The 15,966-nt window shown below is 45.5% G+C and carries 18 protein-coding genes, 2 tRNA genes and 1 other annotated feature; of the genes, 4 read left to right on the top strand and 16 right to left on the bottom strand.

The genetic code is table 11. The annotated features are described in order from the left end of the window. Window positions 1-3: 3 nt before the first annotated feature. From BLQ16_RS04850 to BLQ16_RS04830, 5 genes are read right to left on the bottom strand one after another with little or no spacing between them, the layout of a single operon-like run. Window positions 4-357: a hypothetical protein gene (locus BLQ16_RS04850; protein WP_091791621.1), complete on the bottom strand. Its 354-nt coding sequence runs from the start codon at window positions 355-357 to the stop codon at window positions 4-6. A 3-nt stretch (window positions 358-360) separates the two neighbouring features. Continuing rightward, entirely contained in the window at window positions 361-708 is a 348-nt protein-coding gene (locus tag BLQ16_RS04845; protein ID WP_091791620.1) for a hypothetical protein, read from the bottom strand. Continuing rightward, window positions 705-1,109 (bottom strand): hypothetical protein, encoded by a 405-nt coding sequence (locus tag BLQ16_RS04840; protein WP_091791619.1) that lies wholly within the window; start codon window positions 1,107-1,109, stop codon window positions 705-707. The genes BLQ16_RS04845 and BLQ16_RS04840 overlap by 4 nt, the downstream gene beginning before the upstream one ends. Window positions 1,110-1,119: 10 nt before the next feature. Further along, entirely contained in the window at window positions 1,120-1,437 is a 318-nt protein-coding gene (locus BLQ16_RS04835) for a helix-turn-helix transcriptional regulator (protein ID WP_144019661.1), read from the bottom strand. A 42-nt stretch (window positions 1,438-1,479) separates the two neighbouring features. Further along, the gene (locus BLQ16_RS04830) at window positions 1,480-1,677 is read right to left on the bottom strand and encodes a helix-turn-helix transcriptional regulator (protein WP_091791617.1); all 198 of its coding nucleotides are present in this window, start codon (window positions 1,675-1,677) and stop codon (window positions 1,480-1,482) included. A gap of 218 nt (window positions 1,678-1,895) precedes the next feature. Here BLQ16_RS04830 and BLQ16_RS04825 point away from each other — a divergent pair, with 218 nt between their 5' ends. Both BLQ16_RS04825 and BLQ16_RS04820 read left to right on the top strand, forming a co-directional pair. Continuing rightward, the gene (locus BLQ16_RS04825; protein WP_091791616.1) at window positions 1,896-2,270 is read left to right on the top strand and encodes a helix-turn-helix domain-containing protein; all 375 of its coding nucleotides are present in this window, start codon (window positions 1,896-1,898) and stop codon (window positions 2,268-2,270) included. A gap of 41 nt (window positions 2,271-2,311) precedes the next feature. Continuing rightward, the gene (locus BLQ16_RS04820; protein WP_091791615.1) at window positions 2,312-2,770 is read left to right on the top strand and encodes an ImmA/IrrE family metallo-endopeptidase; all 459 of its coding nucleotides are present in this window, start codon (window positions 2,312-2,314) and stop codon (window positions 2,768-2,770) included. 738 nt (window positions 2,771-3,508) lie between these two features. Here BLQ16_RS04820 and BLQ16_RS04815 read toward each other — a convergent pair. Together BLQ16_RS04815 and BLQ16_RS04810 are read right to left on the bottom strand one after the other, a co-directional pair. Further along, window positions 3,509-3,841, bottom strand: coding sequence for a type II toxin-antitoxin system RelE/ParE family toxin (locus BLQ16_RS04815; protein WP_341443778.1), 333 nt, complete (start codon window positions 3,839-3,841; stop codon window positions 3,509-3,511). A gap of 8 nt (window positions 3,842-3,849) precedes the next feature. After that, on the bottom strand, window positions 3,850-4,155 hold the full coding sequence (locus tag BLQ16_RS04810) for a type II toxin-antitoxin system RelB/DinJ family antitoxin (protein ID WP_091791613.1): 306 nt from the start codon (window positions 4,153-4,155) through the stop codon (window positions 3,850-3,852). 97 nt (window positions 4,156-4,252) lie between these two features. Here BLQ16_RS04810 and BLQ16_RS04805 point away from each other — a divergent pair, with 97 nt between their 5' ends. Continuing rightward, the gene (locus tag BLQ16_RS04805) at window positions 4,253-5,110 is read left to right on the top strand and encodes a copper amine oxidase N-terminal domain-containing protein (protein WP_091791612.1); all 858 of its coding nucleotides are present in this window, start codon (window positions 4,253-4,255) and stop codon (window positions 5,108-5,110) included. 17 nt (window positions 5,111-5,127) lie between these two features. After that, window positions 5,128-6,201: a tyrosine-type recombinase/integrase gene (locus tag BLQ16_RS04800; protein ID WP_091791611.1), complete on the top strand. Its 1,074-nt coding sequence runs from the start codon at window positions 5,128-5,130 to the stop codon at window positions 6,199-6,201. A gap of 440 nt (window positions 6,202-6,641) precedes the next feature. Here the strand turns inward: BLQ16_RS04800 and BLQ16_RS04795 are convergent, their stop codons facing one another. The 9 genes from BLQ16_RS04795 to BLQ16_RS04755 form a co-directional block, all read right to left on the bottom strand. After that, window positions 6,642-7,715 carry a D-alanyl-D-alanine carboxypeptidase family protein gene (locus BLQ16_RS04795; protein WP_091791610.1) on the bottom strand — a complete coding sequence of 358 codons (1,074 nt, stop codon included), beginning with the start codon at window positions 7,713-7,715 and terminating at the stop codon, window positions 6,642-6,644. A gap of 114 nt (window positions 7,716-7,829) precedes the next feature. Continuing rightward, window positions 7,830-9,734, bottom strand: a complete 1,905-nt coding sequence (gene thrS, locus BLQ16_RS04790; protein ID WP_200781885.1) for a threonine--tRNA ligase — start codon at window positions 9,732-9,734, stop codon at window positions 7,830-7,832. A 39-nt stretch (window positions 9,735-9,773) separates the two neighbouring features. After that, window positions 9,774-9,981, bottom strand: a binding site (T-box leader). An 84-nt stretch (window positions 9,982-10,065) separates the two neighbouring features. Then, window positions 10,066-10,147, bottom strand: a tRNA-Leu gene (locus tag BLQ16_RS04785). Between the two features lie 166 nt (window positions 10,148-10,313). Then, the gene (locus BLQ16_RS04780; RefSeq protein ID WP_091791608.1) at window positions 10,314-10,772 is read right to left on the bottom strand and encodes a hypothetical protein; all 459 of its coding nucleotides are present in this window, start codon (window positions 10,770-10,772) and stop codon (window positions 10,314-10,316) included. A 7-nt stretch (window positions 10,773-10,779) separates the two neighbouring features. Next, complete coding sequence (locus BLQ16_RS04775) at window positions 10,780-11,640, bottom strand: DegV family protein (protein ID WP_091791607.1); 861 nt, start codon at window positions 11,638-11,640, stop codon at window positions 10,780-10,782. A gap of 14 nt (window positions 11,641-11,654) precedes the next feature. Then, window positions 11,655-13,307: a DAK2 domain-containing protein gene (locus BLQ16_RS04770; RefSeq protein WP_091791606.1), complete on the bottom strand. Its 1,653-nt coding sequence runs from the start codon at window positions 13,305-13,307 to the stop codon at window positions 11,655-11,657. A gap of 133 nt (window positions 13,308-13,440) precedes the next feature. Next, on the bottom strand, window positions 13,441-14,601 hold the full coding sequence (locus tag BLQ16_RS04765) for a GNAT family N-acetyltransferase (protein ID WP_091791605.1): 1,161 nt from the start codon (window positions 14,599-14,601) through the stop codon (window positions 13,441-13,443). Then, window positions 14,594-15,508: a DUF2156 domain-containing protein gene (locus BLQ16_RS04760; RefSeq protein ID WP_091791604.1), complete on the bottom strand. Its 915-nt coding sequence runs from the start codon at window positions 15,506-15,508 to the stop codon at window positions 14,594-14,596. Before BLQ16_RS04760 ends, BLQ16_RS04765 begins: the two co-directional genes overlap by 8 nt. A gap of 190 nt (window positions 15,509-15,698) precedes the next feature. Then, window positions 15,699-15,772: transfer RNA gene (locus BLQ16_RS04755), tRNA-Val, on the bottom strand. Window positions 15,773-15,966 lie beyond the last annotated feature (194 nt).

The following is a 15,966-nucleotide window of genomic DNA, read 5'->3' as shown; positions in this document are numbered from 1 at the left end:
TCCCTACCTAAAATCTTTACCGGTGATATCCTGAATAATTTGTCTGAGATAATCATTTTCAGCCCTACTAACAGACCGAACGCCATCATTGCCATAAGAAAAAACAACCATTTTCCCTTTTATCAGCCCCAAGGCAAAGGTACTTCCGATTAAATTAACATCTGCTCTCTTATCCGGCTCTTCCGGCATTAGGGCTACAAACCGATCTTTTAAGTCACTATGCGCCAGTCCTATAAGTCGGCATTTACCATCAGGGGAGCCTGTTAGATATTCTGCTGCCTCAGACATATTTTGATACCGCCATGAGCCATAGTTGCCATGCTCGTCTATACGAAAACCGAATGTATAATTGTCCATATTTCAACCTCTCTTACTCAAACGCCTCAACAAGTTAATCTTTGCTTTTTCAAATCCCAGAACTCCTATGGCTGCCAGCATGGCCCACATAGTCATTCTCCCTAGCCCAGCTAAAAGCGAAAGGCTAGAACTATCTACTCTCAAGGCAGAATACAGAAACATGAAGGCTGAAACCCAAAATAAAACCCGAGCGACTAGCATTAAAGGGCTAGACACCATATTCACTTTTTTAGGCTTATCAGAAGCCGTATTTTTTGATATACTGTCTTCGGGTATTCTAGGGAGTACCTTTTTTCTTGCTCCACATTGGCGGCCACCTGTGTGGAGCATTTTTTTATTTATCGCACTCATTTTAGGCTCCTTTCTTGCCGTCTTTTAGATCGATTTATCTTAACTAACTGCGCCCTATAAAGAGCGGCTATCCGTTCTAAAAACTTGATATCATTTTCCCTTATCGGCAAGGCCTTATCGTCATAAGACCGCCACATAAGCAGCTTCCCATAAACAGGAACTCCGGCCAATCGGCTGCCAACAGCATTATATTCTCGGCCTTTTTCTTTAGCTTCCGGGTCTACCCAGCAAATATATAAGCCTGCTAGGGTCTCGTTTCTCACACGATAAGTCTCTATACTTCCAACCTCACACTCGGTTAGAAATACTGAAATATTAGCTGTAGAGCCGAAATTGTAAGACTTTGTATTTCCATTTTCGTCTACCAGATAAGCGGTAAAGTCTTGCTTTTCCTCAGGCATTGTAATCCTCCTAAATCATTTTTTTATCCAACCATGACCGTAAATCACTTGAGCGAACCATGACACGGCCGTTATTACCATCACCTTTTACAATCGGCAAGCCATCTCGCACCCAGCGGTCAAAAGTGGACTTAGAAAAACCTGTGTATTTTTCTATATCAGTCCGCTGAATATATTCCGGCCAAGCATGATCCCTGTCTTCTTTAGACTTATCCTCGAAGTAATCGTCTATTAGTGGCTTCAGGCGCTCAAAAAGGGGACCAATCAACAAATCCACGAGAACGCCCACGGCTTTATCAGAATTATTTTCGCTTGTGGCAGACATCATGAGGCCTCCTTTTTTTCTGACGCTTGTTCAATTACAGAAACTTTAAACTAAAAAAATATCACTTACCTGCTTGTTAAGTGCCCGAGCTACCGCTGCTAAAGATTTAGACTTCACGCCAAATCTATCTGCATCGGATTGCTCCATTCTCCAAAGTGTTGTCCTGCTGATACCCGCCTTTTTGGCCAGTTCCTCTTGGGACATTCCTACTGCTTCCCTTGCCTCTTTAACTGCGTATCTCATGTCATACACACCTTTCTGTTTATCGTTTTAGTATTTAAAAGCAGGTCACCCGCTTTAATTTAAAGAGTTATATATATTCTATTTCTAAACAGATTGTACACCAGAAGTTCTTTTTGGTCAACAGGTGAATTCGTCTTTACTTTTTGTTCAACAAGCTGTACAATAGACCCAGAAAATGTTTCATCTTCTTAACATCACAAGAATAGGATGTGACCTAAATGACTGATTCACTAGGGGATTTAATTCGCAAATACCGCATAGAACACCTCATCACCATACAAGAATTTGCAGATAAATCAGGCCTTAGCAAGGGGCATATATCTATGCTAGAGCGTAATATCAGCAGTCGCGCAGGCAAGCCTCTCTCCCCCACACTTGATACCTACAACGCAGTTGCTAAAGGGTTAGGTATGTCCCTTACCAACTTACTGGAGACGATGGGCGAAGAGGACGCTGTTGCTAAAGCTGTAGACGAGCCAGCATCTCCGATTCAAACCATTGCAGCCCACTTGCAAGGCACCAAATTGAGCGATAAGGACATGGAGGATATCACAGACTTTCTTGACTATATTAAGTTTCGGAAGAAGAAATGATTTAGCCTGAGCAGGGAATAATACCAACAAAGGAGGCCGTTATGAATGCACAAGAGAAGCTTCTTGAGGATATTTATTCTGAAAATATCGAAATTTGTGATTTTAATTTCACCGACAACCTAAAAGGCTTATACGTGGATGGTATTATTGCTGTAGATACGTCCATTGATTATGACGAAAGAACTTGCATACTGGCTGAAGAATTAGGTCACCACTATACAACCTATGGAAATATCTTAGATCCAAATGACCCCGAAAACAGACGGCAGGAGAAAACAGCTCGTTTTTGGACTCACCAAAAGCTGCTTCCTTTGGAAAAATTAGCTAAAGCAGCTGTTGACTGCCAGGGAATGGAAAGCTGGGAGCTGGCTGAGTATCTAGGTGTCTCAGACATATTTTTAAGAGAGGCACTTGAAGAATATAAGCAGCGCTTTGGATTATTTAAGGAGTTTCCGGGAGGCTATATTTATTTTGATCCTCTCAGCGTGGTCTTCGTATAAGTATTTCTACCTGGCAAAAGGATAATGAGTAAAACAAGTTCAAATGACAAATTTGAACTTATATATGTTTTATATAAACATTATCATTATCATATTCATTATCATTATCACTAACCTAAAAAACCCAGTGGGTTTTTGCACGGTATTCGCACAGTTTTAACACCCTTTCTGCACGTTTTGTAACAAAAATCACGAACTTTTGTTCCTTTTATTCCTTAAGGGTGATAATTATTTGCACCTTCCTTGCACGGTTTTGCACTACTCCTTCCGTTTTTGCACTATTTTTAGACGATATATGCACCCTTGCACGATACTTTTCGGATATTTTCGCACCGGTATTGCACAATTTTTGTGCATTTCAGGGGGTACTTTGCACAAGTATTGCACAGCTTTTGGGCCTTTTCCGCACCCTTTCCACACCCTTTTCGCACGCTTCCTGCACCTTCTTGCACTGCACCTACACTCTTCATGCACTATGCTTACACCTATTCTACACGCTAATTGCACTGTCTTTAGCCATTTTATAGCCCTAATAAGGGCTAAGAAGCTCATTCTTTGCACCATCTCCGCACCCTACTTGCACAGTTTTTGTGCATTTTTAAGTACCTTTGCGTATTATTTTGGACTGTGAGCATACGCTTTTTGCACAACTACCCACTGTTTAAATATAACCAAAAAGAATTCCATTGAGCTAAAATGGCTCAAAAAAAAGAGCTCCTAAAAAAGAAGCTCTAAAAATTATTTATCTCTATCCTCTGAATTTTTATACTCACCCAAAACGCCTTTGAAATTCCTTTTCCCGTATAGAACTCGTGAAATGAAAACTTCCTGTTTTTCTTCCTCTACGATATAAAAAACGAAAAAATTATCACAAAGCATGACGTAAAGTCCTCGACTTTTCCAAGGTTCAAAATCCACTAAGCGATGTCTCAATGGAAACTCATCAAGACTTAATATCGCTTTTTCTAAACTGTTAATTTGTCCTTGTGCATTTCCCGGTGATAGGAGATTGAACGTAATATAGGCATAAATACCTCGCAAGTCTTCTTTAGCCTCATGCGAAATGGACACCTTATACCTCATAGGTTGAATTCCTTGTGTAACGACTCAAAAACCTCGTCTACAGGTTTTACATCTCCCGATAGAATGGACTGATACCCCATTTCCAATTCCATGTTCAATTCGTCTTTGTTTATGGAATTTATATTAACCGGTTTCCTATAGTCTAGTTTTACATCAAACGGAAGCCCTTGTTGTAAAACTACTTGTTTATAAAACATGGTGATTGCACTGGATGGAGGAAGTCCTAAGGAGTTTAATATATGCTCCGCCTGCTCCTTCAATTCCGGTTCAATACGAGCATATAAGTTTGCTGTTTTTGCCATAAAATCACCTCTTTTTCTAAGTTAATCATAAGATAATGTATTGGCATTTGCAAGTCAACAATTCTTGTCTAAAATTTATAAAAAAAAGGAGAAAAATATGAAAAAGAAATTTGTTGCATCAGTCGCTGCCGTAGCATTACTCTTTTCAGCCATTCCTGCTCACGCTGCAAGCGTTGTAGTAAAGGACAGACCCCTATACCTCTCCCAACCTGCTTTCATTGAAAATGGGCGCACTTTCGTGCCAATGAGAGCAATTTTTGAGGCGCTAGGTGCTACTGTTGATTGGGATGGAAATACTCGGACAGTTACAGGCAATCTGAACGGTAAAATCGTCACCCTAACTAATCCGAAAATTGTAAACGGCAGAACGATGGTACCTCTAAGATATATCTCTGAATCCCTTGGGAGCCGGGTAGATTGGGTGCAGAATATGCAAACGGCATACGTAGATAGCCAAGTGCCACAAGTTTACTCTTGTGTTGTCTATAGCCCCCAATCAATCCAAGACCCAAGCAACTGGACTTTAACTCTGCTACCCCAATCCAACAACTCTTACCTTCTAGTTGGAAAACTTGAACCATTTGATCAACCTTTTCCCAGAACCACCTATAGCGCCATCCAACTCACAAGAGACAGTTATGTTTGGCGTGGTGCTTATGATAGCCGTTGCTGGGTCACTGTAAACCCTAATGGAACCCTCGGTGGTGCAGGCAATAGCAATACCTTTAATTTAGTTAAAGCCCAATACCCTGAATTAGCAAACAAAAATATTCGTTTTACTAATGTTCCCTATATGGGCCCCGGAAGAGACCGAGTAGTTGTTTTCAACGACAAGTCCATCCGTATCATGGAAGACATGAATATGGCACCTAATGCCGGATCAGGTGCGGAACTTCCTTTACAGTTTGACAATCGACCTAATCCTTTAACCGGGATATTCATCCCACGAGTTTAATTTAGGAGGCGTGCAAAATGGCTACCCCAATAGCCTATACAACAAAAAGCGGAGAAAAAAGATATAAAATCAATGTCTATGCTGGTTTGGATGACAAGGGTAAACAAGTCACCATCAAAAAGCAGGGCTTTAAAACAGCTCGTGAGGCAAGGCTATGGGCTGCCCGAGAAATAGCTGAAATAGAAGAAAATGGGCTGCTAGATAGCAACCCTGATAAAAGAACGATCCAGCAAGTATTTGATATGTGGTTTAAACAATACCAAACGACTGTAGAACCGGTTAGCTGGCACAGAGTAGACCGGTTGTTTCAAAATCATATCTTGCCCTTCCTGGGAAGCAAGATAACGGGTGAATTAAAGAAAGAAGACGTTCAGGAACTCATTTTCTATCTGCGAGATAAGCAACCTGTAACCTACAAGAAAAATTATCACTATTTTAATAAGATGCTAAAAGAAAGTGGCTACCCGGTAAGAGAGGATTATTTTTTCCCGGCCCCCAAAAAATATACTAATAAAAAGCTAATGTACCCAAAAGAAGAAATAAATAAAATATTGGAATGCCTGAAGAAAAATCCGGATAAGAGAGTGTACGCCTTTATTCGCTTAATTGTATATACCGGGCTTAGAAAAGCTGAGGCAGCAGCGCTAGAAAAATCGAAAGTAAACGCAAAAGAGAGCTATATCGTTATCAATCAATCTTTCACAAGAGACGAGCATAATAATAAAATAATGGGAAATGGGAAAAGTGAGTCCGCCCACAGGACGATTCCGATTGATAAAGAAACCTTGGATACTATACTGGCTTTAGATTATCCTGGTCCTTATGTGTTCGGCGAATTTGATTTCAATAACTCGCCTAGGAGATGGATGCTTAAGGCTTGCGATGAACTAGGGATTAAACCGAGTACTATTCATGGTTTGCGACACACTCACTGTAGCCTGCTTTTCGAAGCCTCTGCAACCCCCAAGGAAGTACAATCTCGCCTTGGCCACGCTAACCCTGATATCACTCTAAGTGTCTACACTCACGTAACGGAGAAAGGCGCAAAAAGTGCATCTGACAAATTCACAAGGTATATGTCTGAAGAATAACTTCGTATAAAATTACATTTTTCATCTTACTCTGATTATGTCTAGGCGTATATAGGCATATTAACAACTTTCATCTACCGACTTCTCTACCGACTTTTTAAAGAATGGCTCAACCATGGGATTTAAATTCGTTTTTTCGAATCCTGTCACCTCGAGACGCATAGGAAAAGCCGCTCAGTTGAGCGGCTTTTCCTATTTTTTGAGCGCTAAAGGAAGGCCTGCCCTCTGACAACAATAGCCCAGTGATTCACTACCCGCCGCCATTCGATTTATCCGGCGTTTGCGTCAACTGGTCCCGAAGCCTTTCTATCTGCTTAAAAGGTCCAGGGTGTAAGCGGTCCTTTGTTATCCGAATTTACGTAGCTATGGATATGAATAGAGAACCATCATTAAAGGAGCCATCCCCTTCGGTCTAGGTGACGAAGGAGATGGCTCCTTTATTATTTTATTTTGGTAAAAATAGCGTCATACAGGATGGCACTATCTTTTAAGACAGGGTAATAGTTACCGGCATTTCCTTTACCGTCCAGAACAACGACAATGGCATGATCATTGTTGTCCCGGTCGCGCGCAACTGTTGCCAGACAGAGGCCCGCTTCATGAGTGTAGCCGGTTTTGCCACCGAGGATTTCAAAGGGCGGGTCGGTCATAACCCGATCAAAATGATCCAAATAGCGCGCCAGGGAGTGATTCAGGGTTAAACCATCTGGCGCTGTTGAGGTGGCACCTGTGGTGTAGTGCATGGTCTGAACAACCTGGGCAAAGGTATCGTTTTTGAGTCCAGCCCGCAAGAGCTTGGCCATATCGGCAGCCGTACTGATGTGCTTTGGGTTATGCGCCCCGGTAACATTTTTAAAGTAAGTCCCGCGCATGCCCAAGGATTGCGCTTCTGTGTTCATGAGGTCAACAAAAGCGCTCTCTGAGCCGGCTGTAGCAATGGCTAAAGCACGCGCTGCATCAGCTCCAGATGGCAAGATGGTGGCGTACAGCAAGTCTTCAATGGTTGCCTTATCCCCCACCTGATAGCCGGCGGTGGCCAAATCTTTTTCAGCCAATCCCTCAAACATATCGGCGGTGAATTCAACTTCCCGGTCCAAATCTTTTTCTTCCTGCAAAGCCACATATACAGTCATCAATTTGGTTAGGCTGGCCGGATACTTTTGCTCATCCGCCGCTTTTGCAAAAAGCACCTTGCCGCTTTTCGCATCAATGGCAATGGCAGAATGGCCGGCGATATCTTTCGGCTGTATCGCCTGGTCTGTATCGGCAACCGCTAAAGACGTATCTTCTACCGGGCCTTTATCCCGAATGGCCGAAGCCGCACACCGCCCCATGCCAAACAGAATAAATGCCAGGAGAAGAACCAGCAAAACCTTAGCACGCAACCGAAGCCGGTAGCGTCTTTTTCGCCGTTTGCGCGTTCCGGCAGGAGCCCGGCGTCTTTCAGATGACGCCGGGCGACGCCGGTAATCCTCTGGACGATGGCCTGACGGACGTCGATTATCATAAGGCATCCGCCGTCACCGCCTTTCCCGCTGAAAGGGCAGGTATGCACTTTTTGACAGATTGCCTGCTAAACCTTGGCATTTGTTCTTTCTATGCATTCTGTCCTCCCCATCGGCCACTCTCTAGCGGCGCGTTTTTATTTCATTCACAATTTCATCAATCAATCCGTCTAGAGCGACAACGCCTTTATCGCCATCATGGTAGCTCCGCAGTGATACGTTTCCATCGGCAGCTTCTTTAGCACCGACAACGAGCATGTAGGGTATTTTTTGTACCGTTGCTTCACGGATCTTATAGCCGACTTTTTCGTTACGATGGTCCACTTCACAGCGAATGCCTTTCGCACGCATCTTAGCTTGAATGTCATCCGCATAGGCTTTTTGGTCGTCGGTAATCGGGAGAACACGTACCTGAACCGGCGCCAGCCAGGTCGGAAATGCGCCTGCATAGTGTTCCACCAAAATGCCAATAAAGCGCTCCAAGCTGCCCATAATGGCTCTGTGCACCATGACCGGACGATGTTTTTCACCGTCTTCACCAATATAGGTCATATCAAATTTCTCAGGCAGTTGGAAGTCCAGCTGGATGGTGCCGCACTGCCAGGTCCGCCCAATGGAATCTTTCAGGTGATAGTCGATCTTCGGCCCATAGAAAGCGCCATCTCCGGGGTTTACTTTATAGTCCAAACCGACTTTTTCAAGAGCATTGCGCAAACCATCTGTGGCCTGCTCCCATAATTCTTCAGACCCCATCGAATTTTCAGGACGGGTTGAGAGCTCGACCGAATACTCAAAACCAAAGGGTTTGTAGATATTATTGACCAGTCGCATAACGCCAATGAGTTCTTCTTCTATCTGATCTTCGCGCATAAAAACATGCCCATCATCTTGTGTAAAGGCCCGCACCCGCATTAACCCGTGCAAGGCGCCGGACAATTCGTGCCGGTGAACCAGGCCCAGCTCACCCCAACGAATGGGCAGGTCTCTATAGCTGTGCATGGTCTCATTATACAAAAGAATACTGCCCGGACAGTTCATCGGTTTAATTGCATAGGGTTGTTCATCAATTTCCGTAAAGTACATGTTGTCTTTGTAGTGATCCCAGTGACCACTGCGTTCCCAAAGGGCACGGCTCATAATAAGCGGTGTACGAATTTCACCGTAGCCATCCGCTTCATGCAGTTCGCGCCAAAATTTTTCCAATTCATTGCGCAAGATAACACCCTTCGCATGAAAAATAGGAAAGCCCGGGGCCTCATCCACAAATGAGAACAAGTCCAGTTCTTTACCCAACCGGCGATGGTCGCGACGCTTGGCCTCTTCAAGACGGAACAAGTGATCGTCTAACGCTTCCTGTTTCGGGAAACTGGTACCATAAATCCGTTGGAGCATTTTGTTGCGTTCGTCACCACGCCAATAGGCACCGGCAAGGCTCATAATTTTAAGCGCTTTAATCAACCCTGTCCGTGGAATATGCGGGCCGGCGCAAAGATCGACAAAGTCGCCCATTTCATAAATACTGATTTCTTCACCTTCCGGCAGATCTTCAATGAGTTCCACCTTGTAGGGTTCATCTTTTGCTTGGAAGAGCTTAATGGCCTCGTCGCGCGGCAAGGTTTTTTTGACCAACTTGGCGTTTTTCTTAATCACCCGGCGCATTTCATCTTCAATTTTTGAGATATCTTCCGGGGTAAATTGATGATCGCTGTCAACATCGTAGTAAAAGCCATTTTCAATGGCCGGCCCGATGGCAAGCTTGGTCCCCGGGTAAAGATTTTGCAAGGCTTGGGCCAATACGTGAGAAGACGTATGATGGAAGGCTTCCGCACCTTCCGGGTCATCAAAGGTCAACACTTCAACGGCATCGCCGTCCTTCAAGGGCATGTCCAGATCTTGAACCTGACCGTTGACTTTCACCGCCAAGGCTTTTTTTGCCAGACCGTTTGAGATTTTTTTCGCCAATTCCAAACCTGTTACAGCATCATCAAAATCCAAATGATGTCCATCCGGTAATTGTATACGCATGATACTCCTCCTATTTGATCAATAAAAAACACGCCCATCCCTTAAAGGGACGAGCGCGTGTATCTCCCGTGGTTCCACCCAACTTGGCTGATGTTCAGCCCACTTTAAACCCTGTAACGGAGGGGACCGGCCCCGGTCATCCCGGGACAGCTCAGAGGTGGTCGCCATCAGCAAACCGCCATATGCAGTTCCAGCACCCCTGCACTCTCTGAAATGACGTCATTGCCAGCGTCCTCATCAACGCTTTAAAAATATAGATACAGTTTATCATTTACCCTGAAGAGCGTCAAGTAAAACCAAGTAATAAAAAAGCACCCCTCTTTTGGAGTGCTGATGCGGTTGGCGAGACTTGAACTCGCACGGGTCTCCCCACACGCCCCTCAAACGTGCGCGTATGCCTATTCCGCCACAACCGCATGTGTCGCTGACTATGATACTTTACCACGGGTAGGCTGATTTGTCAAATTTTTTTACAAGATCCCACCCGGTTGGAATGGCCACAAATAATAAGAAATCCTATCACGCTCAATGCCTTTACAAGTGCGGATACAAAAAACCCGCTGAATCCAGCGGGTCTTATGCTCATTTTTCTGAAGTATTCAAGCTGTCGTTAACAGCCCCCAACCGATTTTCCACTTGTAAGAGGGCCTCTTCCAGTTCTTCCAAACTGGCCTTGCCAAAATCAAAGTCATGCGCAGCGTCATCATCAAGGCCGTCAATTAATTCAAAACGACTGTCATAGGGCAAATTTTGGCGTTCTTGTTTAGAGCGGCGAATCTGGTAGCCTAAGAAAGCCAAACCGCTGGCAATGGCCAAAAAGATAGCTAGAATGCCAAATTGGCGACAATGGTTTTTGCACCGTGTTGAAAACGGAAGTTTTTTTACTTTTGGCAGCATGTCGCTGGATAATTTATCGAGCGACGCAGAAAAATCAAGTTCCTTCATTTGCTGACGTGCCAACTTGTTTAAACGAGCAGCCTGTTTTTTACCACGTTTTTGCAGTTTTTTCATTTGTTTCATCTGAGCTTCTAAGCGATCCATAATACCCCTACCTTTCCGTTTGAAAGAATCCCGCACCGTAAGCGCCCAGCCCAATATGAGTGGTCACTACAGCGCCCAGTTCAAGATAATCCGGATCTGCAGCCGGCAAGCGCTTTTGTAATGCATGAATAAACTGCTCTGCCGATTGCAGGTCATTGTTATATCCGGCCACAATATAAACCGGTTTGCTCGGGTCAATATCTGCCATCACAGCATCGGTTAATTCTTTAATCACCCGATCTTTATTACTGCCACGCATTTTTTTGTGGACTGAAATAACGCCATCGGACAAAATTAGGATGGGTTTAATATTTAAAATGGACCCGACCAAGTACCCGGCTTTACCGATACGCCCGCCTTTTTCCAGATTATCCAAGGAATCCAGTAAAAAATAAATTTTTAATTTTTGTATGGCTTCTTCCAGAAAGGCATCACAGGCCTCAGGCGTGGCACCGGCTTCAACCCGCTCAGCCAACAGCTGGGTTAAAAAGCCAAGCCCTATTGTTGCGGTGCGGCTATCCCATACCCGAACATCTGCCGCCTTGAAGGATTGAGCAATGAGTCGTGCCGCATTGACCGTGCCGCTTAACTCAGCTGATATGTGTAGCGAATAAATAACCTCACAGCCATCATCAACAAGCCTTTGGTAGGCTTCTGTAAAAAGCTCCGGCTTAGGCAGAGATGTTCTCGGCAATTCTGCCAAATGGCTCAGCTGATCGTAAAATTCTGCATTGCTGATGGTCACACGATCCAGGTACTGGTCGCCGTTCAATTCAACCGTCAATGGAATGACTTGAATCCCATATCGTGACGTCACAGCGGTCGGCAAATCTGCGGTACTATCAGTAACGATACCTATTTTCGTCATAGGCCGCCTCCTCTCTATTCAGCTGAAATAATAAAGGGATAAATTGCCTGACCGCCTTCATATGCTTCAAAATCAATGTCTGCATAGCGCTCTGTTGCCGTATCAAGATAGGCCTCCATTTGCTCTGAAGGCACATCAGTACCCCTATAAAATGTAATTAACTCGACATCTTTCTCCGCCATCTGCTCCACCAAAGCATCCAAGGCTCCATTGATTTCTTTTTTGGCGGCAATGATTTTTCCATCAAGAATGGCCAAGTATTCATCTTTCATAATGCGAATATCTTCAATGACCGTATCACGAACAGCAGTGGTAATTTCGCCACTAAGGACATCCGATAAGGCATCAGACATATCCGCCACATTGGTCTCAATATCAGCCTCCGGGATAAACTGCATGAGTGCAGCCAAGCCTTGCGGAACGGTTCGTGACGGAATCACGCGCACATCGCAATCGTCCATTTTTGCCGCTTGTTCTGCGGTCATAATGATGTTTTTATTGTTGGGCAGGAGAATGATATGGTCTGCCGGATGCGCTTCCATCGCATCTAAAAAGTCTTGGGTGCTCGGGTTCATGGTCTGTCCGCCATGAATGACGTAGGTGGCGCCAAGGCTTTTAAAGACTTCCACCAATCCGTCACCGGCGGCAACGGTAATGATGGCATATTCACTTTTTTCGACCTGTTTTGCCTGTCCCTGTGCCTGCAGGGCTCGGTTCTGTTCCCGCATATTGTTGATTTTGATATCATTTAATTCACCAAAACCGGATGCAAAGCCCAGGACGGCCCCCAGATCATTGGTGTGAATGTGGACCTTGACCAACTCCCGCGTGCCGACAACAAGCATACAGTCGCCGTAGTCGGTCAAGAATTTTTTCAAGGCGGGAATCGGGTCTTCCTCACGACTGCCATCGGGCATAAGCAAAAATTCTGTGCAATAGGGGTAGATGATTTCATTCAGATCGGCAAAAAAATGCTCGAAGGTGTCTTCAAAATCATCTACGCCGGCCGGTGCGCTTTCAGGCACTTCAGGCGTTTGCGCCGGTTTACCTTGCACCGCGGCTAAAAAGCCTTCGATAATAAAGAGCAGCCCCTGCCCACCGGCATCAACGACACCAGCCTGTTTCAAGACGGGCAATAATTCCGGGGTCCGTTGCAGGCTTCTATGGCCGGCCTGTAAAAAAACCGTTAACGCCTCTTCTGCATCCATATCCGGGTGAAAAGCACGGTTCAAGGCCTCACTGCCTTCCCGCACAACGGTTAGCACCGTTCCTTCCATAGGATTGGTGACCGCATTATAGGCGGCATCGGCGCCTAGGGCAAAGGCATGCACCAAATCACGCGGCTCAGCCGTTTCTTTATCCTTCAGCCCCTTCGCCATACCGGAAAGAATTTGCGATAAAATAACACCGGAATTCCCACGAGCCCCCATAAGGGCCCCATGGGCCATCTGTGCAGAAATGCTACCGATATCTTTTGCGTCAGCCCGCTCCCGAACAAATTTTGCCGCAGACCGAATGGTCATGGACATATTGGTGCCTGTATCGCCATCGGGAACCGGAAATACGTTTAAACGGTCTACTTCTTCCCGTTTTTGCTCGAGCCAATTGGCCGCCGACGTTATCATTTCTATGAGTTGATCGCCGCTGATGGGCTTATTGCTTGACATATTTGCCTCCTGAATCGTCTGCTCATTGAGAAGGCCTCATTTCGCAGCGTTCTTTGTAAACAATCATACTAAACTATAGCATAAAAAACAGCCGATTGTCTATGCTGTAACGCTCGAGTCCGTCCTCCCGGCATTAAAAGTATTCGTTAATGTACAGGAGAGGGCGTCGCGGAAAGAGATCCCTCAAGGCTTCCCATTGGGCCCTAGCCCTTGGCGCAGTGGCATCCCCGGGCAAGCGGACGCTGCCGCTGCCGAATACCATTTCCGATAACACGGCCGGTGTGACGCTAAAGGCAGGCCTTGCATCAGTTGCTTCATAAAGGCCCCTCTGGTCCCACTGCCAAACACTCTTGCGCGATAAAAAATCGTCCTGAAAGGCAAAGCACAAGGGGCTTTCAGGCCCACAATCGGCAAAAAACGGCAAACATGCTGGCGATAAAAACCGCCACATCATAAAGGGCTCGTAAGCAACCGCTAATTTCCCGGCAGCCGGCTGTGCCACCGCCGGTTCATCCAAAGGAGCCGACCAGCTGACACGAGCCAATTGAGAGCGATGTCCGGTGACATACCGATACAGCGCCTGGCGCGCCTCTTCTGAACGATAGGCCATTTCCCGAATGAAGAACGCATCGTCTTGCAAATTATACAGCAGGTAGCCCAAGTTATCGCGGCCGTCATCCACTAAGACGCCGTAGCCGCCCTCCAATTGAAGATCGTCTAAAAGGGCCTTCCAACGGCGTGAATCCCGTTTGACAAAAAATGCGTAGCGGTCATCTTGCCACGCACGGTAAATCTCGTCTAAGCGACTGATGGGCGCCTTATCCAAAGCAAAGCGCATCAAATGAAGGTTTGTTTTCGCGCTGTGCGCATACAAATCGGCCATAGGGGACTCAAGGTGCCCATGATGATTGATGTAGCGAAAACCCATTGGCCGGTAAAAGGCCCCTTCAAAGGGCATCAGCAGCAAGCCCTGGTGGGGTGAATCCGCTAATGCCGCTTGCATCAAGGCCGCCACCGCCCCCTGACCGCGCACTTCCGGAAAAGCGTCAACGCCGACCACATAGGCCGTATTCAACAATTGACCCTTCTTTTCCAATTGCAGCTCAATACTTTGCAAAGAAGCAACCACTTCCCCGGAAGGTGCCGTTGCCACCATCGTTTCGGAAAACCGGTGGTAGGTGTCGAAATACCACTTTACAAAGGCCTCACCGTCTGAATGAAAGGCATAGCGCCATAAGGCTTTTAAAATATCGCCATCACGCGCTTCCGCCGGGCGTATTTGCCAATTAATCATTTTTCCACACAGCCTTATATTTCATTAATAGATACGCCGGATAGTAAGATTCTTTTGCTCGGCGTAATCCCTCCAAGCCCATATCCTCTTCACGATTGACATAGGTAATGGTCGGCCAAAAATGGTTCAGATAAACCTTGTTGATGGCTGCATATAAACCGCGATACTCAGCAAAGGCTTTTTCAATGTGGATGACCACCGTATCCTCATTGACCTTTTCCCCCATGGTCAAGGCCACAATCCTGCCGTCAATGCGTATGAAACCGCCAACATAGGCCAATTCATCAAGGGCCATCAAGGCATCATAAACCGCCTCGCGCTCACACAAAAGGCTGTCCAATAAATTGCCGCTTTTATTTTGCTCGCCATACCAATATTCCAGAAAATCCAAGACTTCCGGAACATTTTCCTTCGTCAATTCATGAAATTCATAATCCGGATATTCGCGTAAAAAAGCATTCAAGTGATTGCGTTTTTTGCTGTACTTGCGGCCCTTGAGTTCTCGTAAGTCATCACCATTATAAATATAATCAGCAATATCCCGTTCTTCTGTAAAAGCAAAACGGTCAGGCCAAATGCGCTCCATCCGCTCCTTTTCTCGCTCTGTAATGCCGCGAATCACAAACTCTTTCCCGGCATCGTGAAACTCATCTGCCAAGATTTCCACAGCACTTTTGAAATCGTCATCATCATAGGTATGCCCATATGGCGGCAGCACCCAGCTGCTTTCCCAAGCATTGGGCTGAACCACCAGGTGCCCTTCCACCACTGCCCAGCGCACCGCATAACAACGACGCCACATGTATAAGTTTGTAAACGTCGTATCTGAGATTTGATTTTGGGTTTGTATAAAAAAATTATCTAGAATATCTTTATCAGAGAGTTCGATTTGCTTGAAACCTAACATGCTTCTCCTCTTTTCTTTTTTGTTCAGGCCTTTTATCTTTATCACCGACAATCGCCCTTGGCAAACAATTTTTTCCAAATCGCCAAGGAAAAATCATAGCACTGCCTCAGCGTCGGCTAAATACCAAAATATAACGGAAACAGCCATAAAAAAAGCGGACCTTCGATTAAACGAAAGTCCGTTTACAGAATGGGCGGTAATGGACTCGAACCATCGACCCCCTGCATGTCAAGCAGATACTCTAACCAACTGAGCTAACCGCCCGTAACAATCAGCATGTATTATTATATAAACTGAAACCTCACCTGTCAAGACTTTGTCAATAATTTTTATCGCAAATCCCTTCGGAGCTCACTTCCCCCTTGAGCAGCCTTGGCAAAAAATAGACCGGCAGCGATTACGGTCAAGTCATCGCTACCGGTTCAAATGCGCCGTCAAAAGGCTGACAGCGCCCCTAT

It is taken from the genome of Peptococcus niger, assembly GCF_900101835.1.
In the GTDB taxonomy this organism is placed as follows: Bacteria; Bacillota; Peptococcia; order Peptococcales; family Peptococcaceae; genus Peptococcus; species Peptococcus niger.
Note: the sequence above shows the minus strand (reverse complement) of the source record. Positions and strands in the feature narration are given on the sequence as shown.